Origin of the sequence: Sphingomonas panacisoli (genome assembly GCF_007859635.1) — a bacterium.
Classification (GTDB): Bacteria; Pseudomonadota; Alphaproteobacteria; order Sphingomonadales; family Sphingomonadaceae; genus Sphingomonas; species Sphingomonas panacisoli.
In genome coordinates, this window is record NZ_CP042306.1 from 895,791 (window position 1) to 917,994 (window position 22,204).

At 61.2% G+C, this 22,204-nt stretch carries 23 protein-coding genes and 1 pseudogene; 16 read left to right on the forward strand and 8 right to left on the reverse strand.

The window, feature by feature from the left end:
* Nucleotides 1-75: 75 nt before the first annotated feature.
* A complete protein-coding gene (locus FPZ24_RS04565; RefSeq protein WP_146569923.1) occupies nt 76-780 on the forward strand; it encodes a PEPxxWA-CTERM sorting domain-containing protein in 705 nt (234 codons plus the stop codon).
* A 358-nt stretch (nt 781-1,138) separates the two neighbouring features.
* Nucleotides 1,139-1,417, forward strand: coding sequence for a PilZ domain-containing protein (locus FPZ24_RS17925; protein ID WP_420853397.1), 279 nt, complete (start codon nt 1,139-1,141; stop codon nt 1,415-1,417).
* Between the two features lie 27 nt (nt 1,418-1,444).
* Here FPZ24_RS17925 and ctrA read toward each other — a convergent pair whose 3' ends face one another.
* The gene (gene ctrA / locus FPZ24_RS04575) at nt 1,445-2,146 is read right to left on the reverse strand and encodes a response regulator transcription factor CtrA (RefSeq protein ID WP_146569925.1); all 702 of its coding nucleotides are present in this window, start codon (nt 2,144-2,146) and stop codon (nt 1,445-1,447) included.
* A gap of 271 nt (nt 2,147-2,417) precedes the next feature.
* Nucleotides 2,418-3,374, reverse strand: a complete 957-nt coding sequence (locus tag FPZ24_RS04580; RefSeq protein ID WP_146569926.1) for a PAS domain-containing protein — start codon at nt 3,372-3,374, stop codon at nt 2,418-2,420.
* Nucleotides 3,375-3,771: 397 nt separating this feature from the next.
* Here FPZ24_RS04580 and FPZ24_RS04585 point away from each other — a divergent pair, with 397 nt between their 5' ends.
* Complete coding sequence (locus FPZ24_RS04585) at nt 3,772-4,179, forward strand: response regulator (protein ID WP_146569927.1); 408 nt, start codon at nt 3,772-3,774, stop codon at nt 4,177-4,179.
* 489 nt (nt 4,180-4,668) lie between these two features.
* On the opposite strand, the gene FPZ24_RS04590 is transcribed toward FPZ24_RS04585, so the two are convergent.
* A complete protein-coding gene (locus tag FPZ24_RS04590; protein WP_146569928.1) occupies nt 4,669-6,492 on the reverse strand; it encodes a PAS domain-containing protein in 1,824 nt (607 codons plus the stop codon).
* Between the two features lie 194 nt (nt 6,493-6,686).
* On the opposite strand from FPZ24_RS04590, the gene FPZ24_RS04595 reads away from it, so the two are divergent.
* From FPZ24_RS04595 to FPZ24_RS04625, 7 genes are all read left to right on the forward strand, one after another.
* Nucleotides 6,687-7,100, forward strand: coding sequence for a GlcG/HbpS family heme-binding protein (locus FPZ24_RS04595; protein ID WP_146569929.1), 414 nt, complete (start codon nt 6,687-6,689; stop codon nt 7,098-7,100).
* 39 nt (nt 7,101-7,139) lie between these two features.
* On the forward strand, nt 7,140-7,448 hold the full coding sequence (locus FPZ24_RS04600; protein ID WP_146569930.1) for a putative quinol monooxygenase: 309 nt from the start codon (nt 7,140-7,142) through the stop codon (nt 7,446-7,448).
* Nucleotides 7,449-7,697: 249 nt separating this feature from the next.
* Complete coding sequence (locus FPZ24_RS04605; protein WP_186729053.1) at nt 7,698-8,588, forward strand: aldo/keto reductase; 891 nt, start codon at nt 7,698-7,700, stop codon at nt 8,586-8,588.
* Nucleotides 8,589-8,643: 55 nt separating this feature from the next.
* A complete protein-coding gene (locus FPZ24_RS04610) occupies nt 8,644-11,190 on the forward strand; it encodes an excinuclease ABC subunit UvrA (RefSeq protein WP_146569931.1) in 2,547 nt (848 codons plus the stop codon).
* Nucleotides 11,191-11,318: 128 nt separating this feature from the next.
* Nucleotides 11,319-12,029 carry a TMEM175 family protein gene (locus tag FPZ24_RS04615; RefSeq protein ID WP_146569932.1) on the forward strand — a complete coding sequence of 237 codons (711 nt, stop codon included), beginning with the start codon at nt 11,319-11,321 and terminating at the stop codon, nt 12,027-12,029.
* 442 nt (nt 12,030-12,471) lie between these two features.
* Nucleotides 12,472-13,803, forward strand: a complete 1,332-nt coding sequence (locus FPZ24_RS04620) for an alginate export family protein (RefSeq protein ID WP_146569933.1) — start codon at nt 12,472-12,474, stop codon at nt 13,801-13,803.
* 263 nt (nt 13,804-14,066) lie between these two features.
* Complete coding sequence (locus tag FPZ24_RS04625) at nt 14,067-14,516, forward strand: nuclear transport factor 2 family protein (protein WP_146569934.1); 450 nt, start codon at nt 14,067-14,069, stop codon at nt 14,514-14,516.
* A 293-nt stretch (nt 14,517-14,809) separates the two neighbouring features.
* Here FPZ24_RS04625 and FPZ24_RS04630 read toward each other — a convergent pair whose 3' ends face one another.
* Entirely contained in the window at nt 14,810-15,505 is a 696-nt protein-coding gene (locus FPZ24_RS04630; RefSeq protein WP_240047618.1) for an alpha/beta fold hydrolase, read from the reverse strand.
* A gap of 340 nt (nt 15,506-15,845) precedes the next feature.
* Between FPZ24_RS04630 and FPZ24_RS04635 the strand changes: the two are divergent.
* From FPZ24_RS04635 to FPZ24_RS04645, 3 genes and pseudogenes are all read left to right on the forward strand, one after another.
* Nucleotides 15,846-16,218 (forward strand): annotated as a pseudogene (locus FPZ24_RS04635) (secondary thiamine-phosphate synthase enzyme YjbQ).
* 85 nt (nt 16,219-16,303) lie between these two features.
* Nucleotides 16,304-16,936: a YbhB/YbcL family Raf kinase inhibitor-like protein gene (locus tag FPZ24_RS04640; RefSeq protein ID WP_146569935.1), complete on the forward strand. Its 633-nt coding sequence runs from the start codon at nt 16,304-16,306 to the stop codon at nt 16,934-16,936.
* A 50-nt stretch (nt 16,937-16,986) separates the two neighbouring features.
* Complete coding sequence (locus FPZ24_RS04645; protein WP_146569936.1) at nt 16,987-17,418, forward strand: hypothetical protein; 432 nt, start codon at nt 16,987-16,989, stop codon at nt 17,416-17,418.
* Between the two features lie 249 nt (nt 17,419-17,667).
* Here the strand turns inward: FPZ24_RS04645 and groL are convergent, their stop codons facing one another.
* Both groL and groES read right to left on the reverse strand, forming a co-directional pair.
* Complete coding sequence (groL, locus tag FPZ24_RS04650; protein ID WP_146569937.1) at nt 17,668-19,287, reverse strand: chaperonin GroEL; 1,620 nt, start codon at nt 19,285-19,287, stop codon at nt 17,668-17,670.
* A 49-nt stretch (nt 19,288-19,336) separates the two neighbouring features.
* On the reverse strand, nt 19,337-19,651 hold the full coding sequence (gene groES / locus FPZ24_RS04655) for a co-chaperone GroES (protein ID WP_146569938.1): 315 nt from the start codon (nt 19,649-19,651) through the stop codon (nt 19,337-19,339).
* A gap of 270 nt (nt 19,652-19,921) precedes the next feature.
* On the opposite strand from groES, the gene FPZ24_RS17525 reads away from it, so the two are divergent.
* Genes FPZ24_RS17525 through FPZ24_RS04670 form a run of 3 tightly spaced genes read left to right on the forward strand, consistent with a single transcriptional unit; the run spans nt 19,922 to nt 20,843 of the window.
* Nucleotides 19,922-20,155 (forward strand): hypothetical protein, encoded by a 234-nt coding sequence (locus FPZ24_RS17525; protein WP_146569939.1) that lies wholly within the window; start codon nt 19,922-19,924, stop codon nt 20,153-20,155.
* Nucleotides 20,156-20,157: 2 nt separating this feature from the next.
* Nucleotides 20,158-20,427 carry an usg protein gene (locus FPZ24_RS04665; protein ID WP_146569940.1) on the forward strand — a complete coding sequence of 90 codons (270 nt, stop codon included), beginning with the start codon at nt 20,158-20,160 and terminating at the stop codon, nt 20,425-20,427.
* Nucleotides 20,391-20,843, forward strand: a complete 453-nt coding sequence (locus FPZ24_RS04670; protein ID WP_240047619.1) for a hypothetical protein — start codon at nt 20,391-20,393, stop codon at nt 20,841-20,843. Before FPZ24_RS04665 ends, FPZ24_RS04670 begins: the two co-directional genes overlap by 37 nt.
* On the opposite strand, the gene FPZ24_RS04675 is transcribed toward FPZ24_RS04670, so the two are convergent.
* A complete protein-coding gene (locus tag FPZ24_RS04675; protein WP_146569941.1) occupies nt 20,814-21,446 on the reverse strand; it encodes a MarC family protein in 633 nt (210 codons plus the stop codon). The genes FPZ24_RS04670 and FPZ24_RS04675 overlap by 30 nt on opposite strands.
* Nucleotides 21,447-21,614: 168 nt before the next feature.
* Complete coding sequence (locus FPZ24_RS04680) at nt 21,615-22,094, reverse strand: Hsp20 family protein (RefSeq protein WP_146569942.1); 480 nt, start codon at nt 22,092-22,094, stop codon at nt 21,615-21,617.
* Nucleotides 22,095-22,204: the final 110 nt, after the last annotated feature.

Consider the following 22,204-nt stretch of genomic DNA (forward strand, 5'->3'; position numbering starts at 1 on the left):
TTGCCTTGAGTTCGTTTCGTCTGCGGTGGTGACCGGTATTTCCGGTTGCGCTCTCCGAAATGACAAGGGGTTTGTATGAAGCGTATCGGACTATTCGCGCTCGCATCGAGCGTAGCTATCGGACTGGCAACGCCTGCAATGGCGGGACCTCTTTTGCCGGGACAGAGCGGTGTGATCTTTACTCCGTTGGACACCACCACGCGTGGAACGCAGCTTGCCAGTATCGAAACTGGTACCCTTGGCGCGACCACATATACAGGATTTCTGCGTAGCGCGGTGTACCGAAACACATTCGGGACGCTAGACTTTTACTTTCAGGTGGCAATCAGCACAATCGCTGATGGTGACGAAGTGAACAATCTCACGGCGTCCAGCTTCATGGGCTACACCGTTGATGCCTTCGTTGACACCACGGATTTCGACGGCGCCGGTTTCTTTACCGCTGCCAACAATCCTAATCTTCAGGGACCTCCTGGATCGACAACAACCGCTTCACGCAACGGCAGCGGTTCGGTTATCCGTGCCGACTTCGGAGACAACGGACTGGAAGCGGGAGGGCAGACCAGCGCAACCTATATCTTCCGCACGAACGCAACCAATTACAACTTAGGTGGAACCTTCACTACCCAGGACGGCTCTGTGGCGCAGCGGCCCAATTTCCAAGCCGCCGCGGCAGTTCCCGAACCTGCGACTTGGGCCATGATGTTAATCGGTTTCGGCGGCCTTGGTGTGGCGATGCGTCGTAGCAGACCGGCTGTTGTGAGAATTCGCTTTGCCTAATTGATTGGTGGAACCGCGAAGAGCCGTCGGCCGACAAGCCGGCGGCTTTTTGCCGTCAAATTATCGACAAAGAATACAGGCTGCCATGCTGAACCGATGGTACTTTGCGCAGAGATAGCCTCATCCCGCGCCGCTCAAACTCCGCTCCGAGGGGCGAATACAGTCCTGCCATTTGCGAAGGTCTGCACACGAAGAGAGTGGTAAACTGCGCTTAATCCTCTTTTGGCGGAACCGATGTCGGGCATTTGCCTTCAGTGCACAGTGTATCCGCGTAAGGGGGAAAGTAGTGGCAAGCCGGCTCGATGCGACGCATCATATGCGTTCAGCACCCCGCTATAAGTTATTCCAACCTTCAGACATGATCACTGCGGACTCGCTGACGCGCGTTCATTTGTTGAACCTGTCAGTGGGCGGGGCCCTGATTTACGCGGCCGATCCTCCCGAGCCTGGCACGGCAATTCGCGTGCGGTGCGGGGCCCACTTGTTGCCTGCTCAGGTGGCATGGAAGGACCATCGGCGGTTTGGCGTAACGTTTGTTGTTCCGCTTACCGACGCGGATCTGAACAAGACAATCGCAGAGCACGATGCTCGCGTGTCGCCCGGATCGCAATGCGCTCGTTCGGCCGTCGCGGCTTAGCCTACCGCGATCCTGAGGGAGCCAGCGTTATGCGGCGATGTCCAAATGGCCGTCGGCATCTTCCCGCAGGATATAACCACGTCCCCATACCGTCTCGACATAGTTTACGCCGTTGGTAGCCATCGTGAGCTTCTTGCGCAGCTTGCAAATGAAGACGTCGATGATCTTGATCTCAGGCTCGTCCATCCCGCCATACAAATGGTTGAGAAACATTTCTTTGGTCAGCGTCGTGCCCTTGCGGAGCGAGAGCAGCTCCAGCATCGCATATTCCTTGCCGGTCAGGTGGACGCGCGCGCCGTCGACTTCGACGGTCTTCGCATCCAGGTTCACCGCCAACTTGCCGGTCTTGATCACCGACTGTGAATGACCCTTCGAACGGCGGACGACGGCGTGGATGCGCGCGGTCAGTTCTTCGCGGTGGAACGGCTTGGTGACGTAATCGTCGGCACCGAAGCCGAACGAGCGCACCTTGCTGTCCATCTCGCTGATGCCCGACAGGATCAGCACCGGCGTCTGGACACGGGCGACGCGCAGCTTCTTGAGTACGTCGTAGCCATGCATGTCCGGCAAGTTCAAATCGAGCAGGATGATGTCGTAATCATAGAGCTTGCCGAGGTCCAAGCCCTCCTCGCCCAGGTCGGTCGTGTAGACCGTGAATCCCTCTGTCGTGAGCATTAGCTCGATCGCCTTGGCGGTCGTAGGCTCGTCTTCAATCAACAAAACGCGCATGCGCTAATCCCCCGTTTGCTGAGCGGTAAACAGGGGTGGTTACTAATTTCTTAAATTTGCGAGCGTGAGGCACCATTGGCAGCTTCGATTTGCGACCCCGGATCGACCCACGCGTACCCGCTAGGCGCCGCGGTAAAGCATCGCGTTCTCAAAGACGTCCTGGACGGCCGCTTTTAAGATCGAAGCGTCGACTCTAGAACGACCGATATCAGGGCGCATCGCTGACGTGCGTTTCGGGGAGGTCCACTATACGCTCAACAAACGACTTCGATCATATTGTCGGCAAAAGAATAAGCGCCCGCATGAGGTGCGGCTCGATATCGCGCTTAAAGGTTCCGCCTGCCGTACCGACCAATCGTTCGATTAGTCTCAGCCCCTGACCTTCGGGGCGGGGCGCGCCAAATTCCGTATCTTCGGCCCACGCCAATTCTATGCCGTCCTTTTGTAACGCCCCTGAAACCCGCACAGGTCTGCCGTCTCGTAGAGCGCCATATTTCAGGCTATTTGTCGCGAGTTCGCCGAAACAAAGGGCCAGCGCCTGCATAGCTCGATGCGTGATCCTGACGTCGGGTAGCTCGCCGAATTCCAGCGTCGCCGATTTACCATAAGCTTCGGCGATCAGCGGGACGATTGCCGCGATCCGTGTGTCGGCGTCGGGGTTGAGAATCTGCGCCTGGACATGACCGAGTTGTCCGAACCTCGTCACGATTTCGTGGGCAAACGCGCTAACGTCCGGACGTCCTCGCGCGCTCAGCATCACAATGCCGCTCGCCACGGTGAGCGCATTTTTCAACCTGTGCTGCATTTCCAGGCTGATAGCCGAGACGCGCTCGCGCTCTACGGTCTCTGCCGTCATGTCGCGCGCGATCGTGACAAAATGCGTGATAGTGCCCTCTGCCGTGCGAACCGGGCTTACGGTAACATCCCACCAGCTCGGGTCGCCATTCGGCTGTGGGCGCGATCCGACAAATCGGCGCAATTCCCCTTGCTGCGCCGCGGCCAAGGCTGCCTGAATTGTTTCTTGCATCTCGACCGGCCAACGGTCGAGATAAGACGCGCCAAGGAGTTCGGATGGAGAGCTTAACTCCATCGCGGCGGCGCCCTGTCGATTCACATACTCGATGTTGCCGTCCAGGTTCAGCAGCTTGATACAATCATGCGACTGATCGAGGACCGTTGCCAGGAGCGCGCCTTCACTATCAACCAGCGGCTCAATTTTGCTTTTCAATCGTCACCCTTGTTCTCAAAAAGATTACGAACGCTAGTCCCACACCAATCGATAGATGTCAGGGGGTCGTTTTCCCGGTAGCAATGTCGAAGCCCAGCGTGCGAAGCCACGACCTGATGCCAGCGGCGATCACGGTGCCCACCAAGCGCGGGCTCCGACGATCAGCATCATTGGAGTTCGCGCGTACATCGCTTCATGGCTCAGCGCACTGATATCAGTCAGGGTTATCACCTTTATTCCGACGGTGAGCGACACTGCCGCTGACCGTGGCTGCATCGGCGGCAAAAACTGCTGCAACGGCACTTTTTCCGTTCGCCTCCGTTTCACACATAATTCTCCGGGGGTGAGGCGCCGTGTGAGAGGCTGTTTGCTTACCTTTTACATCAGGGCATAGAAAATGGACAATCTTCCTCTCCTGCTGCTCGTGGAAGATGATCCCATCATCCGCACTTCACTAGCATCTGCACTCGAAGACGGCGGCTACCGTCTCATCGAGGCTGCTAACGGTACTGAAGCGATCGAGGCAATCGATAGCGGTAAGCAGTTTTCGGGCGTCGTTACCGACATCCAGATTGGCGCTGGTGTCGACGGTTGGGAAATTGGGCGGCATGCTCGCCATCGATATCCCCAGGTTGCGGTCGTTTACATGACGGGCGACAGTGCGGCCGATTGGTCCGCCGAGGGCGTGCCGAACAGCATGCTACTGCAAAAACCATTCGCGACCGCGCAGATGATAACGGCCGTCTCGACCTTATTGAACGTGGCCGACGTATCTCTGGCCCCATCCAAACCCGCTATCGAATGAGCTGACGCATCGTCGTTATATATCCGACCGGCACCCAGTCTCGACAGACGGCTGCTTTCGGCGGGCGCGAAGCGGCCCACAGCTGCAGGATCCATGATTGCCGGGCGGGTCGTTTTGAAACTCACAAAGCCACACCGGTAACGGCGTTTCGGGTGCCAGTTTTGGTTGTTGAGCGTTCATTCTAAGAGAGAGATCGCCGATTGAATCTCCCTCGAGGACGCTTTGTGTGGCAGATGCGGACCGGATAGCGGCAATTTCCTTGAGACGGCCACAGGCAGAGTCGTCGGCAGGCGCTCGGCATAGAGCCGAGCGAGTTCAAGATGCACGGACTGTGCGCAGACGTTCTTTGCGGAACTGGCGCGTTCAAGCTCCTCTAACGAACGCTTTGTCAGGTAGTCATGATCTGAGCACATCGTTCATCCTCCCGAAGGTGGTGCGTTGATGTGTCGCGCATCCGCTCCACAGTGCATCCGGACGATTCTTAAGGAATTACCGCTGCTTGTGGTCCGTACCGATCGACGGTGCGATACCTGCGGCGAGTGCAACTCGAAGCATCTCGGTCAGGCTGCTGGCGTTCAGCCGGTTCATCACCTGGGCGCGGTGCAACTCAACAGTTCGAGGACTGAGGCCAAGCTTTTGGGCGATCGACTTGTTGGTGCCACCCTCAATCAGACCCACGAGCACATCGCGCTCTCGCGGTGTCAACCTGGCCACGCGAGCATCGGCGTTCTCGTCGCGCGTCGTTGGCCGTACGGCGCCATGAGACTCTGCTATCGTCTTCGCCAACTTGGCGCGCAGCGATGCCTCGTCTTTTACGATCACGTAATCGACCGCGCCGGCCTTCATCGCAGCGACCGCCGCGGTGACGTCGGCGCTTGGTGCGTCTAGGGCGATCACCGGCAATGTGACCGAGCGCGCCTTCAACTCGCGCGGGATTGCAAGACCTTCGCTCCTCGACTTTCGAAGGTCGACGAGCACGCATCCTGGCGCAAGCACGGGTGCCACTTCGAGAAAGGCAGCCCCGATTTCGAACATTCGTGCACGATAGCCAAGTCCCCGAACGAGGCCTGCCAGCCTGCGTCCTTCGGCGACCCTGGCACTGAAGATATAGACTTGCCGAACGTCGGCTTGGGTCAAGTCTTCGGTGATCCCGCCAATACGGGCTACCGCGCCATTATCGTCTGGAATGGGGAAGCTCGTGTCGCGGAGCCAGCGGACAGCGCCGTCCCCCGGCCGGATGATGCGATACTCGACCTGCGCAACCTCTCCGGCCTGAGCGCTCGCAAGAGCGTGCTCGACCTGCTGCCGATCGTCAGGGTGGACGTCCTTCATCCACTCGGCCAGCGCGGTGGGCGCCTCCCCACACGGCACCCCCCAAATCCGCTCGTAGGCAGCGCTGCGGTAGATGATTGTTCCGTCTGCCGGATCGCCGATCCAGATCAGGTTGCTGCTATGGGCCGCGAAGCTGCGGAACTGCGCTTCGCTCGCCCGAACCGCGGCTTCGGTGCGGCGCTGGGCGGTGACGTCGATCGCGGCACCGATGAAGCCCACCGCTTGACCGTCCACGAAAGTTGCCTGACCCGAGGTGGCGATGGTCCGCGTGACGCCGTCGTCGCGTCCAATCACCCGATATTCGATAGTGTACCGGCCGTCCCCGGCTGGGTCCACGCAGGCCGCGATCGCCCGCTGCACGCGGAGTAGGTCGTCTGGATGGATTCCGGCCTCGTATACGGCGAGATCGACAGCGGCATCGGACGGCAGGCCCCACATCGCGCGCAGTCGGTCATCCCAGTTGAGCGCCCCGGATCTGGGGTCCCAAGAGTAGATGGCCAGACCGACCAGGTCGCTCGCGGCTCGAAGGCGAGCCTCGTTCTTCGCGACAGCTTCCTCGATTGCCCGGCGTTCGCTGGTGTCGCGCGAAACGTATGCGGCAACGCCGACCAGCTTGTCGGCGGCGTCCTTCAGCGTGAAGGCGGACCAACGTACCTCGGTCTCTCGTGACGGATCGGTGAAATGTCGGAAGGCCAATTCCCATTCCCAATGCCCTTCGCGCAGCAGCGTCGAAAGGACGACAGCTTCGACGATCGGGCGGTGCTCGGAGGTGAAGAAATCGAGAATAGTATGATTGGTGATGTCCGCATCGGCGGATACACCGACCAACTTACGGCCCGCGGCGTTGAGAAAGACAGGTTGGAAATCCGCGTCGCACAGGCCGACGAAGGTTGTGGCCTGGCAGACCACGAGCGACGCGATTGCGTCGAAAGCAGCTGCGTTGTGGTTCGACTCCACCGATGGTGGCGCGACGTCCGTCATTACGCCGGCCCTCCAAATCAGGCTGCCGGCGTAACGGCAACGTCCGCTACCCTCGGGATGTTCCCTAGGGATGGCCCTTATGCCGAAGAGGTGTGCGACGACATAGGGATCGCTGTCGGCCCGGCGCGTTTTACTCGTGCAGGTTTCTGACGCCACTCCAGAGCGGTCACCGCAGCCCAAAAAAGGAGTACGTCATGACGCTCACGCAAGAATCCGTGTCGCTCGAGGATGCTCAGCGCGTGATCGCCGCCGGTCAAGCCAAGGCCGAAGAGATCGGGTCGCCGAGCAACGTGGCGGTGGTCGACGCGGGCGGCAACCTCGTCTCCCACATCCGCATGGACCAGGCGTGGGTGGGCAGCGTCGACATCTCGATCAACAAGGCTTTCACGGCGCGCGCGTTCGACATCGCCACCAAGGACCTGGCCGAGAACGCTCAGCCCGGTGCGCAGTTCTACGGCATCCATAACTCCAACCACGGCCGGGTGATGATCTTCGCCGGCGGCATCCCACTCCGCCAGGACGGCCAAGTCGTCGGGGCGGTGGGAGTGAGTGGGGGCAGCGGCGAGCAGGATCAGACCGTCGCCGAGGCGGCCGCAGCCGCGTTCTGATCTTCGCAGCAACACGAATTAGGCAAGGAGAGATTCAAGATGGCAACGCAGGTCAGCAAAGCGGTTCTGGTACGCCTCGAAGCACTACCCGGTAGGGAGGAAGACGTCCGCGCCTTCTTGAACCAGGGGCTGTCGATCGTCGAAGGAGAGCCCAAGACTGTCAGGTGGTTCGCAGTCCAGTTCGGACGTTCGTCGTTCGGGATCTTCGACGCCTTTCCCGACGAAGATGGGCGCCAGGCGCACCTGTCGGGTGAGGTCGGGAAAGCCCTGGGTGAGAACACGGGTGTGCTCTTCGAGAAGCCCACGATCGAACAGCTTGATGTCGTTGCGGAGAAGCAGCCGGCATAGGACGGATGGCGCTGCGAGTGCGGTGCGTATCAAGCCAAAACCTGCACGACGGGCAAGTTTGAATAGGGGCAAGGTCAGCGTTGCCGTCCGGACGACATCCTGCGCGGGACAGACGATTAGCTGGTTGAAGCGTTCGCGGTAGATGAAACGAATTTCGAAGCGACGTCTTCGTGTGGGAGTTGGAGAGATGGCGAACGAGACTCTCATCGGCTTGCAGGTTGAGCAGGTGTCTGCGCAGGCGGTGACCACATGACATTCGCCGCCGCGCAGCAGGGCCCGTCTTCGCCGGGACCGGAGATCATTGAGCGGCGCCCATTCGGCCCCGTCGCGCGCGAGGTTTCGCTGATTGGTCAGGGAACCTGGTACATCGACGACGCGCACCGGCCGACCGCGGTCGCCGCTCTACGCCGCGGTCTCGATCTTGGCATGACCCACATCGACACCGCCGAGATGTACGGTGACGCCGAGCTCGTGGTCGGCGAGGCCATCGCGGGGCGGCGGGACGAGGTATTCCTCGTTTCCAAGGTGCTCCCCAGCAACGCATCACGCAGCGGGACGGTCGCCGCCTGTGAGCAATCGCTTGCGCGCCTACGCACCGATCGGCTGGACTGCTACCTCCTCCATTGGCGAGGGTCGCACCCGTTGGAGGAGACCTTCGCGGGCTTCGCGCGGCTCCGCGAACAGGGCAAGATCCTGTCGTGGGGTGTCAGCAATTTCGATGTGCCCGACCTAGATGCGGCCTGGAAAGCCGATGGCGGGGGCCAAATCGCCTGCAATCAGGTCCTCTATCATCTGGGCGAGCGCGCGATCGAACACGCTGTCATGCCGTGGTGCGAAGAACACGGCGTGGCCGTGGTCGCGTACAGCCCGTTCGGCCATGACGACTTCCCCGGCCCGCATACGCCGGGCGGCCGGCTGTTGGAGGAAATTGCCGCAAACCACGGTGCGACCGCACGCCAGGTCGCGCTCCGCTTCCTGCTGCGCGCCCCAAATGTGTTCGCGATCCCCAAGTCGTCGAGCCCAGACCACGCCGCCGAAAACGCCAGCGCCGGTTCGCTGCAGCTGACGCAAGCCGAGCTCGCCCGAATCGATGCGGCGTTCCCGCTCGGGTCCAAGCCGTCCCGGCTGCCGATGCTATAGCAGGCCGTGCAACCGGGTCGAATGCCTGGGCGTATCAAGAAGCGAGGAGGTTCGTATGCAAGATACCAAGGCCTCCGGCTTCGTCCGCGTCCGCGGCGCGCGCGAGCACAATCTTAAGAATGTCGATGTCGACATCCCGCGCGACGCGCTCGTCGTGTTCACCGGCGTGTCGGGATCGGGCAAGTCGTCGCTTGCTTTCTCCACCCTCTATGCTGAGGCGCAGCGACGCTATCTCGAATCGGTCTCGCCTTATGCGCGCCGTCTGTTCCACCAGATGGAGGTGCCCGAGGTCGACGAGATCGAGGGCCTGCCGCCAGCGGTGGCGCTGCAGCAGCAACGCGGATCGCCGACCACTCGCTCGTCGGTGGGCAGCGTCACCACGCTCTCCAACCTGCTGCGCATGCTCTATTCCCGCGCCGGCGATTATCCGCCGGGCCAGCCCCTGCTGTACGCGGACAGCTTCTCCCCGAACACGCCTGACGGCGCCTGTCCGCGCTGCCACGGCCTCGGCCGGATCCACGAGGTCACCGAAGCTTCGATGGTGCCCGATCCTGCGAAAACCATCCGAGAGCGCGCCATCGCCGCCTGGCCGATGGCGTGGGGTGGCCAGAATCTGCGCGACATCCTGATCAGCCGTGGTGTCAACGTCGACACGCCGTGGCGTGATCTGCCGAAAAAGGTGCGCGACTGGATCCTTTTCACCGAGGAACAGCCGCAGGTGCCGGTCTATCCTGGCTGGAGCCACGATGAGATCCAGCGCGCGATCCGCCGCAAGATCGAGCCGGCCTACATGGGCACTTTCTCGAGCGCGAAGCGCCATGTCACGCATAGTTACGCGACCACCCAGAGCACGATGATGAAGAAGCGCGCGGCGCGCTTCATGATCGCCCGGCTTTGCCCGCTTTGCGACGGCAAAAGGTTGCGCCGCGAAGCCCTGTCGGTCCGCTTCGAGGGCCTCGATCTGGCTGAGATGAGCCGCCTGCCCATCGCGCGCTTCTCTAAAATCTTCGCGCCTTATGCCGAGGCGAAGGCCGGTAAGCTCAAGGCACTGCGCAATACCTATCCGGAGAAGGCGCTGGTGGTCGAGCGCATCGCTGGTGATCTGTGCCGCCGGCTGTCGGTGCTGCTCGACCTCGGCCTCGGCTACCTCACTCTGGAGCGAAGCACCCCGACGCTGTCGCCGGGCGAGCTGCAGCGGTTGCGGCTCGCGACCCAGGTCGTCTCTAACCTTTTTGGGGTAGTCTATGTGATGGACGAGCCGTCGGCCGGGCTGCATCCCGCCGATACCGAGGCGCTGCTGCGGGCACTCGATGGTCTGAAGGCAGTCGGCAATTCGCTATTCATCGTTGAGCACGAGATGGATGTCGTCCGCCGCGCCGACTGGATAGTTGATGTCGGTCCTGCCGCCGGCGAGCATGGCGGCGAGATTGTCTATAGCGGCCCGGTCGATGGCCTGCACGCGGTCGCGGCGTCGGAGACAAGGCGCCATCTGTTTGACGAAGGCGGCGGAATGCCGAGCCGGCAGCGCCAGCCCACAGCCTGGCTGAAGCTGGAAGGAATCTCGCGCAACAATTTGAAGCAGGTCGATTGCACAATCCCGCTCGGCGTGATGACCACGGTCACGGGGATCTCCGGCTCGGGGAAATCAAGCCTAGTCAGCCAAGCATTGGTCGAGCTGGTCGCGGCCGCGCTCGGCACCCCGGTCGCAGCCGAAGAGGAGGCGGATGCCGAAGCCGCGCTCGAGGACCGCCCCACCGACGCGACCGAAGGCCGGATCGCCGGCGGCCTCGAAGGGATCAGGCGGCTGATCGAGGTCGACCAGAAGCCGATCGGCCGCACTCCGCGCTCAAACCTCGCCACCTACACCGGCCTGTTCGACCATGTGCGCGCGCTGTTCGCAGCGACCCCCGAGGCGCGCAAACGCCGCTATGATGCCGGCCGTTTCTCGTTCAACGTCGCCAAGGGCCGCTGCCCGCGCTGTGACGGCGAAGGCTTCGTTATGGTCGAACTGCTCTTCCTGCCGAGCGTCTACGCCCCGTGCCCGACCTGTCACGGCACCCGCTATAACCCCAAGACGCTCGAAATCCGCTATCGCGGCAAGACCATCGCCGAGGTGCTCGCGCTGACCGTCGAGGGGGCATGGGAGTTCTTCGACGACGCTCCCAATGTTTGCCGGTCGCTAAAAGTACTCCGCGAGGTCGGGCTCAACTATCTCCGCTTGGGCCAGCCCGCAACCGAGTTTTCGGGCGGCGAGGCGCAACGGGTGAAGCTCGCCACCGAGCTGCAGCGCGCGCAGCGCGGCGGCGCACTCTATGTGCTCGACGAGCCGACCACTGGCCTCCACCCAACCGATGTCGAGCGCCTGCTAGGCCAGCTTCACGCCTTGGTGGACTCGGGCAACAGTGTCGTCCTGGTCGATCACGACATGAAGTTGGCCGCGGCGAGCGACTGGGTGATCGACATAGGCCCCGGCGCCGGCGACGAAGGCGGGCGGATCGTTGCGAGCGGGCCGCCGGCGAAGGTCGCTGCCTGCGGCGCAAGCCGCACCGCACCCTACCTCAATCGCGCACTCGCCAACGGGCCGGTCGCCAGGGTCCGCTGAGTGTTGATCGGTCACAGCTTGGCAGCGGGTTTAAGCTGTCAGCGGATTGTCGGTTTTTAGGGTGGATGAATATGCCTGCCTTGCCTCACGCGCAGCAACCTCCACAAACAACAGGAGTCCGATAGAACATGGCTCAGCACGCTCACGCAAAAACGTACGGTGCCGAGCGCGGCCTCAGCCGCTTCGAAGGGTTCAGCGACGCTGTCTTTGCGATCGCGCTGACGCTCCTAACAGTCGAAATCAAGGTTCCCGGCGCTCCCGACGGTCCGCAGGGTTATACCGATCTAGGCCTCGCCATGGCGGAGCAATGGCGCGAACATCTGGCGCTGATCCTCTGTTATGTCGTGATCGGCGCATATTGGCTGCAGCATCATTATTCGGGCCGGATTTATGCCCGAAGCGACCACTGGCTCGGTGCGATCAACCTTCTCTTTCTGTTGGCCATCGTGGTCATTCCCTATCCTATCCGCATCTGGTGCTTCCACCTCGGCACCCGCTTCGCGGATGTCGGATCGGTGGTGCTGGTAGCCGCGCTTGCCCTCACCGCATGCACTTGGATGGGCAAATGGTGGTACGGCATGTCCGATGGGCGATTAATGGACGAGCGCCTGGCGCCCGATTTCCTCCGGCAGATGTGGCGCCGGTACGGCATCGGGGCTCTGATCCAGGTCGCCGCCGTGCCGATCGCGGTTGTGGCCCCAACAATCGGGGTGGCGACTGCGCTGCTATGCGTCGCGTTCTTTCTGCTGCCGCAACCAAAACCGCGCTACAAATCCGATGAAGCGCCGCATAGCTATGACAAAGTGGAAACTCAGCGAAGTCAGTCCACTCTGAATTGATGGCGATATTCCGGTTCCCGACCCGCAAGGTGACCATGTTCGCCCCGAAGGACGTGCACTCGCTCGAAATTTCCGATAATGGACGCGTTGTGCGAGGCCAACCGCTTTACGAATTATGCGTGGTGGCGGAAACCAAAGACCCGATCCGCTATGCGTAGGGTCCGCGGATCGTGCCCGACTGGGCGATCGGTAATTTTTCGCCCATGCTCGCACCTTTGTCGTCGTTGGGAGCTATGGTCTTCCCCACCGACCGAGCAGCCGGTAGTTCATCTCGAACGGCTGGCCGCCCTAGTCCCCGCGCTCAAGACGTTAAAGACCCGCTTAATTGCCGCCGTTAGAGTAATCGTGCTCCGTCTCGGAAGCGATCCTACCGCTTCGACAACGTAATCTTGGGCGAAAGGTTTTGCATCATCCCGTACCGTGTCTCTGCACGGGGGATGGAATGCCGTTGTTCAACAGGTTGTTGATACTGGGTCTGGCCGTCTGGCCACTGCCGGCCGTCGCTCAAGATAAAGACGGGCTTGATCTCTCAGGTACGATCCGATTGCGCTACGAAGCGATCACCGATCAATCACGCACGGGCTCCAATCGAAACGACAATCTGATCAATTTGCGAACGACGTTGCTCGCCAGTTATCAGAGCGGGCCGTTCACCATCGCCGGAGAATTGTGGGACAGCCGGGTCTATGGCGAAAACGGCGGCACACCGGTCACGACGGGCGAGGTCAACACGTTCGAGCTTGTCCAGGCCTATGTCGGCGTGAAAGGCAGCATCGGCAAGGCCAAGCTATCCGCGCAGGCAGGCCGGTTCACGCTCAACATAGGCTCTCGTCGGCTGATAGCCGCGGACGATTATCGCAACACGACCAACGGGTTTACCGGCCTGCGTGCAGATCTCGCGACGACCGACGGCTTCACGGCAACGGCGATCTATGTCTTCCCGCAGCAACGTCGTCCCGACGATGCCACGTCGCTCCGCCGCAACACGGTGGTCTTCGATCACGAAGGGTTTGACCTCGTGCTCTGGGGCGGCACCGCCGCTTGGGCAAAGGCGTTTGGCCCGGTTACTGCCGAAGCCAGCTTCTATCATCTGGGGGAGCGCGACACGCCCGGGCGGCCGACGCGCGACCGCTCGCTCAATACCTATGGCGGCCGCCTCTTTCGCGACCCCGCCGCGGGAAAGGCCGACGGCGAAGTCGAGGCATTCTATCAATCGGGCTCGATCAGCGCCTCCAGCACGGCCGGTGCTGCCGCCCTGCCGGTGTCGGCCTGGTTCATTCATGCATCTGCCGGTTACACGTTCGCCGGGCCGATGAAAGCGCGGCTGTCGTTGCAATACGATCGCGCAAGCGGCGACCGCACAGGTGGAAAGTACGGCCGGTTCGACACGCTGTTCGGTATGCGCCGAGCGGAACTTGCTCCCGCCGGTCTCTACAATGCGGTTGGTCGTGCGAATATTTCCTCGCCCGGCATCAGGCTCGAAGTCGCGCCATCGAAACGATGGGATGCGTTTCTGTCGTATCGCGCATTATGGCTTGCGGAGCGCACGGACAGCTTTTCGACGACCGGCGTCCGCGACGCGAGCGGACGATCCGGCGCGTTTGCGGGCAATCAATTCGACGGCCGCTTCCGTTGGTGGGTACGCCCGGCAAAACTCCGATTTGAAGTCGATGGCGTTATCCTCGAAAAAGGGCGTTTCCTTGAACACGCACCGAACGCGCCGGCAGGAGGCACGACGGCCTATGTGTCTTTCAACCTCACCGCATCGTTCTGAAGTGTGATAGATATTACGGCCGTGTGCCGATGCCTTAAGCAGACTGTCGCCTAGCCACTTATAAAGGTGATTAGCGCGACAACTAAGCAAATGGCGGCTTTTGGGCATCGACGATTGAATGCTGAATGACCGGGATGGGCCGCAAAGCTGACTGGCGGCTAACGACCCAATTTCTGACATAGCTTCCTCTCCGCTCAACTCTGGGTTGCGTCTGCCGGCTGCGTGCGGCACCCCCTGGGTCGACCTACCCGGAGATCGAGCCAATGAAACTCATGTGCGTCGCCTTAGCGCTCGCTTCGATACCTACAGTCGCGATCAGCCAGACATCGCCCGGCGTTCGTATGCCGCCAGAGATTGGCGCAGCTTACGGGCGGCTTGGCAAAGCGATTATGGCGCATGACGCCGCTGGTGTGAAATCAGTCTGGGCGGACGACTTTGTGGTAAATTCACCGAACAACGAAGTGCTCAATCGAGACCAGGTTATCGCCGTGATGGAACGCGACTTCCTGGACTATAAGGATTTCCGCAAGCACATCACGTTCATCGGCGAAAAACCTGAGATGACGGTCGTCATGGGCTACGACACAATGATCCCGCTGAAGGGGCCCGGAGCGGGTAAACAGGTCATGCGGCCTTTTACCGACGTCTGGGCGAAACGGAGCGACGGCTGGAGGCTCGTAGCGCGTCAGGCAACCATCGCAGTCGCAAACTGACGCTTACTGATCCGCGATCACTGGCGGGATAAGACGACCGCTTTCCACCCAACTGCGGTCATTAGCTGCGGCTCAGCCGAACGGCGGCTATTGGGATCCGCGGCCCGGCTGTTCAATGACCGGGATTAGGGCGCATAGCGGCGGCCCTGCTGAAGTTAGCTTTTCCGGGGCCTGCTCGGGGCGTGATAATTATTTATCAGCCATAGTTAGCAATTTTCGTCACCCCGTGGCGGCGAGAAATTACGGCAATCGTCTCGCCCGGCTGGTCCCACATTGGAAAATGTCCGCTGGCCTCAAACCAGTGCAAACTGGCGGAGGGAAAGGCGGCCTTTGCCCGCGCCGCCTGCTCGGCAAGCATAGTCGATCATGGCCCAACCTATCACAATTTGGTGAGAAGGATCGGCTGCTGGGCCAGTTTGCTCGGACCCGCTCGAAAGATCATGGACCAATGCGTCGAACGTCGGTGTCGTGCTTAGACTTTCCAACTCAGTCGCAACGGTTTTCGGATCGAGCGCCCAGGGACGCGCGGACAGCTGCGCCAGCAACGCCGTGCGTGATGCGGCGTTCTTGCTAAGGGTCAGCAAGGCTGGACGGATAGCTCGAAGCAGCCGCCCCGAAATGCCGATGGTAGCCTTGAAGAACGTACGCTCCCAACCACGCCAAAAGCCGCCCGGGTCAAGTGCCACGACATTGCCGACGCGGCCGCGCCGAGCGAGCTCAAGTACGATCCGCGCACCCATAGAGCTTCCAACGGCGTCGATGCCGTCCAGCCCCTTGTCAGCAATGTATCGCTCAACGCTGCCTACCAGGCTGTCAAAGGTTCCGCTATCGGGTTCTGCCGGCGTGGCCCCATGCCCAGGAAGGTCAATAGCGATCACCGTCTTATCGACGCTGAGCGGCTCCATGACGGTGCTCCACGATGCTCTGCTGCCGCCGAGACCATGCACAAGCAGCAGCTTGCGACCGGTGCCGCTTTGGACTTCGTTCATTCAGGGGGCTCCAATGGACTAAGACGTTGAACGATCGAGATCAGCCTTTGGGGCCGACAAGAGCGCCTCTGGATGTGGTTGCTGTTTTCGGTTCTTCGGGCCTCAAATTCTGATCGCTAGTGAGGCCAAACGAACGGCAACTTTCGGGATTACGACTGAGCCGTGGCAACGACCATAATTAGGGCGCATTGCAGTCGGTTTGTCGGCGCTCATGGCGCCGATGGCGCGGCCATCGTTTCTATCACATCGGCCCGTTGACCGCGCGGTCTTGATCTGGAATTCGCCTATCCAAATGCGCCAGGCAACCACCCTCATCGAATTTTCGACGGCTCGGTAGGGTTTGATCGAAGTCACCCACCCGATTGCCGAGTGGACTGCGTCTATCGGGATTTCCGAAGGCCTACTTACTGTGTTCTGCCGGCATACCTCCGCTTCTTTGCTGATCAATGAGAATGCCGCGCCTGAGGTCAGGACCGATCTCGAAGCCTACTTTGCGCGGATAGCGCCTGAAAATCCCGACGCCTACGCTCACGACGATGAAGGCCCCGATGACATGCCCGCACATTCTTCGCTCAGCGCTCACGCAAACCCAGCTCACCATCCCGATCATCAGTGCCAAGCTTGCCCTGGGGACTTGGCAGGGCATATTTCTGTTCGAACACCGCCGCCGACCACACCGGCGCAGTCTTGCTTTACATTTGCTGGGGGAGTGAGACTCCCCTTCTCAGTACCTTTCCGACGCCGACGGTGAACTGAACCGGCGCATGTTGGTTTGTCGAGGGCAACTCGGAGAACTCGATGCTTGAACATGTTCCCAGCTGGCTCGGCACGCTCATGCGTAATTTCCGGGCCGGACATGATAAGCTGGTGGTGGCTCATCGTGGGATCGCTCTTGCCGAAGAACGGATCGAGCTGACCAGTCCCGCGTTCAAAGATGGCCAGCGTCTTCCGACCAGGTTTACGGCTGACGGCGATGGGATCTCGCCGCCATTGATGTGGGGTGACGTCCCAGTGGGCACACGCTCGCTTGTTCTGATCGTGGAGGACCCCGACGCGCCGACGCCAAATCCTTTAGTGCACGCTGTGGTACTGAACATCCCAACGGATCAGCGTAATCTACGGGAGGGTGCGATCGTGGCCGACGAGCACGAGCGCGGCGGCAGCCAGTCTATCGGTCGCAACAGCTATTTTTCTGAAAGCTGGCTGCCGCCAGACCCGCCCACCGGGCACGGCGAACACGACTATGTTTTCCAGCTGTTCGCGCTGGATGTAGTACCTGAGATCGGGCCGAACAGCGGCCGTGGTGACGTCGTGGCAGCTATCGCGGGTCATGTTTTGGGGACGGGCCTTCTCGTCGGAACCTACTCCCGCGATGCGTCTGAACTAAGCCAAGCAGCGAATGGAGAAGCGGCAATCTCGCCAGCGGCCTGAAGCATCGCTCAAGGTTCGAACCGGCCTTTGCCCTCTCGATCGTGGATGTAATGGCGGTCGTCGATGCCATGGGTGACTGGGGCCATCGCTGGGTGACGACGCAAGCGACGATGGCGCATCTAGATGTCAAACTGTTGATGTGGAACATGCGCCGCAAGATCAACCCGGACCCGATGCCGCGGCGTCGCAGCATCATTCAGATCATCTACCGCGACTTATCTCTTCAAAGCCGCAACTGGTGGCTGATCGCAGAACCCGGCAGGGACGTCGACCTGTGTTTGGTCGATCCGGGTTTCGACGTGGACCTGTATATTACGACCGACCTGCGCACGATGACCGAAGTGTGGATGGGCTATCGGCCTATAGCGGGCGCGATTGACGGCGGCTCGCTGGTGCTGGTCGGCAACCGCGAGCTGGAGGCCACGTTCCAGACCTGGCTGGGTGCCAGCCGATACGCGGCCATGGAGAAATGCGTGGCTTGACCGAGAAAACGACGGGAGTTCGGCGATACCGAGTTTACAGCCGCAATGCTGCAGTTAGATCGCGAGGCACCGGCCGGCCAACATTCGAGTCAGGACGGTCAGAGGACGATCGCTCACGAGACCGTGACAATCTTGCCTTAAAGACAACTCAGGGCCGGGTAACCGAACGGGTATAGTTTACGACCATCAGGTTGCCCCGCCTCAATCAAGTAAAAAGGGGCCCGCCCAAGCGGCCGGGCCCCACCCCGCTTAGTAGTCCATTGCCGGCACGGCAGCCGGCTTGTCCTCCTTTGGCAGCTCCGCCACGAGCGCCTCGGTTGTGATGAGCAGCGAGGCGACCGACGCCGCGTCCTGCAGCGCCGTGCGCACCACCTTGGCGGGGTCGATAACGCCAGCCTTGACCAAATCTTCATACTGGCCAGTCGCGGCATTGAAGCCCCAATTGTAAGCCTCGTTCTCGAGCAGCTTGCCCACGACATAGGCCCCATCCTCGCCAGCATTCTCGGCAATCTGCCGAGCAGGCGCGCGCAGGGCGCGACGGACAATGTCGATGCCGGACTGCTGGTCGTCATTGGCAGCCTTGAGGCCGTCGAGTGCCCTCAGCGAACGCAGCAGCGCGATACCGCCGCCCGGCAGGATGCCTTCCTCGACCGCGGCGCGGGTCGCGTGGAGCGCGTCGTCGACGCGGTCCTTGCGCTCTTTCACCTCGACTTCGGTTGCACCGCCGACGCGGATCACCGCGACGCCGCCGGCAAGCTTGGCGAGACGTTCCTGCAGTTTCTCGCGGTCGTAGTCGCTGGTCGTCGTGTCGATCTGCTGGCGGATTTGCGTCACACGCGCGTCGATATCGGTCTTGGCGCCGACGCCGTCGATGATCGTGGTGTTGTCTTTGTCGATGACCACCTTCTTGGCGCGGCCGAGCATGCCGACCGTGACGTTCTCGAGCTTCGTGCCGAGCTCCTCGCTGACCACATTGCCGCCGGTCAGGATCGCAATGTCTTCAAGCATGGCCTTGCGGCGATCGCCGAAGCCCGGCGCCTTCACCGCGGCGACCTTCAGACCGCCGCGCAGCTTGTTGACGACGAGCGTAGCGAGCGCTTCGCCCTCGACATCCTCCGCGATGATGAGAAGCGGCCGGCCACCCTGCACGACCTGCTCGAGCACCGGCACCAGCGCCTGGAGATTACCGAGCTTTTTCTCGTGGATCAGGATGTACGGATCGTCGAGCTCGACGCGCAGCTTTTCTGCATTGGTGACGAAATAGGGCGACAGATAGCCACGGTCGAACTGCATGCCCTCGACCGTCTCAAGCTCGGTCTCGAGGCTCTTCGCCTCTTCGACCGTAATCACGCCTTCATTGCCAACCTTCTCCATCGCCTCGGCGAGGAACTGGCCGACTTCGGCATCGCCGTTGGCCGAGATAGTCGCGACCTGCGCGATCTCGCTGTTAGCGCCGACCTTCTTCGCGTGTGCTTCGAGGTCCTTCACGACGGTGCCGACCGCCAAATCGATACCGCGCTTGACGTCCATCGGGTTCATGCCGGCGGCGACCGCCTTCGAACCCTCGCGGACGATCGCCTGCGCGAGCACGGTCGCCGTCGTGGTGCCGTCGCCGGCCTTGTCGTTCTGCTTGTTGGCAACCTCGCGCAGCATCTGCGCGCCCATGTTCTCGAACTTGTCCTTCAGCTCGATTTCCTTCGCGACGGTAACGCCGTCCTTGGTGATGCGCGGCGCGCCATAGCTCTTTTCGATCACGACGTTACGACCCTTCGGACCCAGCGTGACCTTCACTGCGTTTGCAAGCGTATCCACGCCACGCAGCATGCGATCACGCGCGTCCGACGCAAACTTCACTTCCTTGGCAGCCATTGCTGCTTACTCCTTTTTCAAATCCTTTGAAGTTGATTGATTAGCGGACTTAGGCGGCCCGCTTGAGCTCAGCCTGGCGCTCGATCACGCCGAGGATGTCGCTCTCTTTCATGATGAGCAGATCCTCGCCGTCGACCTTCACTTCTGTGCCGGACCATTTGCCGAACAGGATGCGGTCACCCGCGTTGACCGACAACTCGACCAGCTTGCCGCTGTCGTCGCGAGCGCCTGGTCCGACCGCGACGATCTCGCCTTCCTGCGGCTTTTCCTTGGCGGTGTCGGGAATGATGATGCCCCCGGCGGTCTTCTCGCCGGCCTCGATACGGCGGACGACCACACGGTCGTGCAAGGGGCGGAAATGCATGGCAAAACCTCCAGTTGCAGTTGCAATGTTAAAAGCCAGCGCGCTCTCAAAAAGCGCCGGGCGGCGGCGAATTAGGAAAGCAGATTTTCTCGTTCAAGACCCGCAACAAAAATTTTTCGTGCCTGCTCTGGAGGCCGTCTCGCTACTCGTCAGGGGCGCAGTCGAGCATCGTTCAACGGGGGTCTTGACGACGAGGATTCTGCGAACAATTTCTTGAGCCGGGCCCAACCGGCCCATGAGAAGCAGCGACAAAAATGGAAGGAGGATGTCATGTCGCAGCCAGTCTCCCGCACTTTGCACCCCTTCGATATCGCTGCACGTCCCGACCTCGAGCCTGAGGTCAAACGCGCCATCCTGGCCCGGTGGGCATCCGACCGATACGCGGTCGACGGCAAGCCCGCCCTTCGTCGACCTCCCGGGACGCGGAATCCCGTTCCGATCGACGACGTCTTCGCGGCATTGCGCTCGCTGGATCGGCCAAACCGCGCGCCCAGGAGAGGGTGATCGTGACCGACCGGGCTTTCATCGCACAGCTCGACGGATATAGTCTGACGACGGCTGAAGTTCACTATTATCGCCCTGATGCTCCGTCGCTGTTGCAGCTGTTCGTCTGGCAGGAATACGATCTCGCACCGGATTTTCCCGCGCTGTTCGCGTTCCTCGAATATTGGCGTCGCGAGATCGATGCCGCACTCCATTCTGTCCGCATCGCCCACGATCAGCTGATCCGGCCGGCGGAATGGCGCGCGAGCGACGCCGTCATCTCGATCCAATGAGACGGGGCCCGCTCGCGCGGTGGCAGCAGCGCGGCGGGCGCACCGTCCGCCTGCTGCTGACCTTCGAAGACATCATGGAATTTGCCCTGGCGTTGCTGTCAGTATCGCCAGCGGAGCTCCGGGACCTTGGGTGGACGTTTGCAGACCGAAAGCGGCTGCTCGATCACTTCCTCGCCTCGGGGAAGGAAGCGCAATTGGCTGCCCCAGAGCAGCTTCGCGCGATGCCCATCGAGCTTGTCGTGCCGCAGCGCGATGTCGATCGATTGCTGCGGTTTGCTCGAAAAGAGCTGCCCAAAGCGGCAAGCAACGCTGCGATGCTCGATCGCGTTCTAAAATCGTTGGAGGCGGGATCGCATCGGCCCGAAGTTCGCGCTGAGCCGAATCCGTTACGCGTGCAAGAGAGCCGCCTGCGCTAGACCGTCGAAGATAAATTGGACGGCAAGTCCCGCCAGGAGAATGCCGGAAATGCGGCTCACTACGTCGGCGCCGGTCGCACCGAGAAGCGCGATCAGGCGTTCCGCCATCCGCATGGCGCCCAAGGTCAGCAGCAAACAAATGATCAGCATGGCAATGACGCCGCTTGCTTCCACCCAGCCGTCGGTACGACCCATGACGAGGACGGCGGCTGACAGGCTGCCCGGCCCCGCTATTAGCGGGAAGGCGAGGGGAAAGACGGCGATGTCGCCTGGCTGTCGCGCGTCATGTTTCTCACTCTCTGACAGTGTGGAGAGGCCTGGACTTGAGAAGGTCAGCGTTAATGCTTGAAGGAATAACAGTACGCCACCGGCCACCCGAAAGGCAGGTAGCGAGATATGGAGCAAGGCTAGCGCCAACGCGCCACCCACCGCGAAGAGGAACAGCACGACCCCAGCGATCGCGACCGACCGTAACGCCAGGCTACGCCGCTGTTCGCGATGGATACCCGCGGTCAGGCTGGCGAACACTACCGCTGTTTCGACCGGTCCGATGGTTACGAACAGCGTGACGAAACTCGACAGGATACTAGGTGCAATATGCATAGAGCTGATCGCGAACGGATTTGCTGCCCAAAATTCAACGGCCTTACGCGATGAATAAAGTGTGCAGGCGCTCGACGAGCACCCTCGGCCCCCGACCAGGCCAAGCCGAGCGCCTGCACGGTCCAAACGTAGAGAAGTTGGCTCGCCCCGGTCGGGGCGAGCCAGTATTTACGCCGCCTGGCGGTTTGCTTCGGACGGCGCTTCGAGCCGATCATTGGCCGCTGGCACGGTCGCGCTGATCTCGATCTTGCGCGGCTTCATCGCCTCCGGAATTTCGCGCTTGAGCGAAATACGGAGCAGCCCGCTATCGAAGCTCGCGTCTTCCACCACAACGAAGTCGGCGAGCTGGAAGCGACGCTCGAACGCGCGGGTGGCAATGCCGCGGTGCAGATAGCGGCCGGTGTCGGCCTCTTCCTTGCGCTTGCCGGTTACCGTCAGCTGGTTGTTCTGCGCGACGATCTCGATCTCGTCGGGGCGAAAACCGGCGACGGCCAACGTGATGCGATACTGATCCTCACCCTGCTGTTCGATATCGAACGGCGGATACGTCTCGGTGTCGGCGCGCGCGCTCGTTTCGAGCAGATCGAACAGGCGATCGAAACCCACCGTCGAACGGCGGTACGGCGTGAAGTCGAAATTGGTCCTCATATCCAAATCCTCCATTGAGCAATCTGAGCACAAGGAGCACCGGGAGAGAGCCGGTGCCCTCAAGTCGTCACCGGACCGAAATTCGCGTCCGGCGGCGGGCTAAATAATTT

Coding starts and splice junctions, on each gene's coding strand:
- FPZ24_RS17525 (WP_146569939.1), top strand. CDS start 19,922: ATGTCGCAGCCAGTCTCCCGCACTTTGCACCCCTTCGATATCGCTGCA.
- FPZ24_RS04640 (WP_146569935.1), top strand. CDS start 16,304: ATGCTTGAACATGTTCCCAGCTGGCTCGGCACGCTCATGCGTAATTTC.
- FPZ24_RS04675 (WP_146569941.1), bottom strand. CDS start 21,446: ATGCATATTGCACCTAGTATCCTGTCGAGTTTCGTCACGCTGTTCGTA.
- FPZ24_RS04590 (WP_146569928.1), bottom strand. CDS start 6,492: ATGACGGACGTCGCGCCACCATCGGTGGAGTCGAACCACAACGCAGCT.
- FPZ24_RS04615 (WP_146569932.1), top strand. CDS start 11,319: ATGGCTCAGCACGCTCACGCAAAAACGTACGGTGCCGAGCGCGGCCTC.
- FPZ24_RS04610 (WP_146569931.1), top strand. CDS start 8,644: ATGCAAGATACCAAGGCCTCCGGCTTCGTCCGCGTCCGCGGCGCGCGC.
- FPZ24_RS04600 (WP_146569930.1), top strand. CDS start 7,140: ATGGCAACGCAGGTCAGCAAAGCGGTTCTGGTACGCCTCGAAGCACTA.
- FPZ24_RS04595 (WP_146569929.1), top strand. CDS start 6,687: ATGACGCTCACGCAAGAATCCGTGTCGCTCGAGGATGCTCAGCGCGTG.
- FPZ24_RS04670 (WP_240047619.1), top strand. CDS start 20,391: ATGGCGCGCGAGCGACGCCGTCATCTCGATCCAATGAGACGGGGCCCG.
- ctrA (WP_146569925.1), bottom strand. CDS start 2,146: ATGCGCGTTTTGTTGATTGAAGACGAGCCTACGACCGCCAAGGCGATC.
- FPZ24_RS17925 (WP_420853397.1), top strand. CDS start 1,139: ATGATCACTGCGGACTCGCTGACGCGCGTTCATTTGTTGAACCTGTCA.
- FPZ24_RS04630 (WP_240047618.1), bottom strand. CDS start 15,505: ATGAACGAAGTCCAAAGCGGCACCGGTCGCAAGCTGCTGCTTGTGCAT.
- FPZ24_RS04645 (WP_146569936.1), top strand. CDS start 16,987: ATGGCGGTCGTCGATGCCATGGGTGACTGGGGCCATCGCTGGGTGACG.
- FPZ24_RS04565 (WP_146569923.1), top strand. CDS start 76: ATGAAGCGTATCGGACTATTCGCGCTCGCATCGAGCGTAGCTATCGGA.
- FPZ24_RS04605 (WP_186729053.1), top strand. CDS start 7,698: ATGACATTCGCCGCCGCGCAGCAGGGCCCGTCTTCGCCGGGACCGGAG.
- FPZ24_RS04680 (WP_146569942.1), bottom strand. CDS start 22,094: ATGAGGACCAATTTCGACTTCACGCCGTACCGCCGTTCGACGGTGGGT.
- groES (WP_146569938.1), bottom strand. CDS start 19,651: ATGCATTTCCGCCCCTTGCACGACCGTGTGGTCGTCCGCCGTATCGAG.
- FPZ24_RS04585 (WP_146569927.1), top strand. CDS start 3,772: ATGGACAATCTTCCTCTCCTGCTGCTCGTGGAAGATGATCCCATCATC.
- groL (WP_146569937.1), bottom strand. CDS start 19,287: ATGGCTGCCAAGGAAGTGAAGTTTGCGTCGGACGCGCGTGATCGCATG.
- FPZ24_RS04620 (WP_146569933.1), top strand. CDS start 12,472: ATGCCGTTGTTCAACAGGTTGTTGATACTGGGTCTGGCCGTCTGGCCA.
- FPZ24_RS04625 (WP_146569934.1), top strand. CDS start 14,067: ATGAAACTCATGTGCGTCGCCTTAGCGCTCGCTTCGATACCTACAGTC.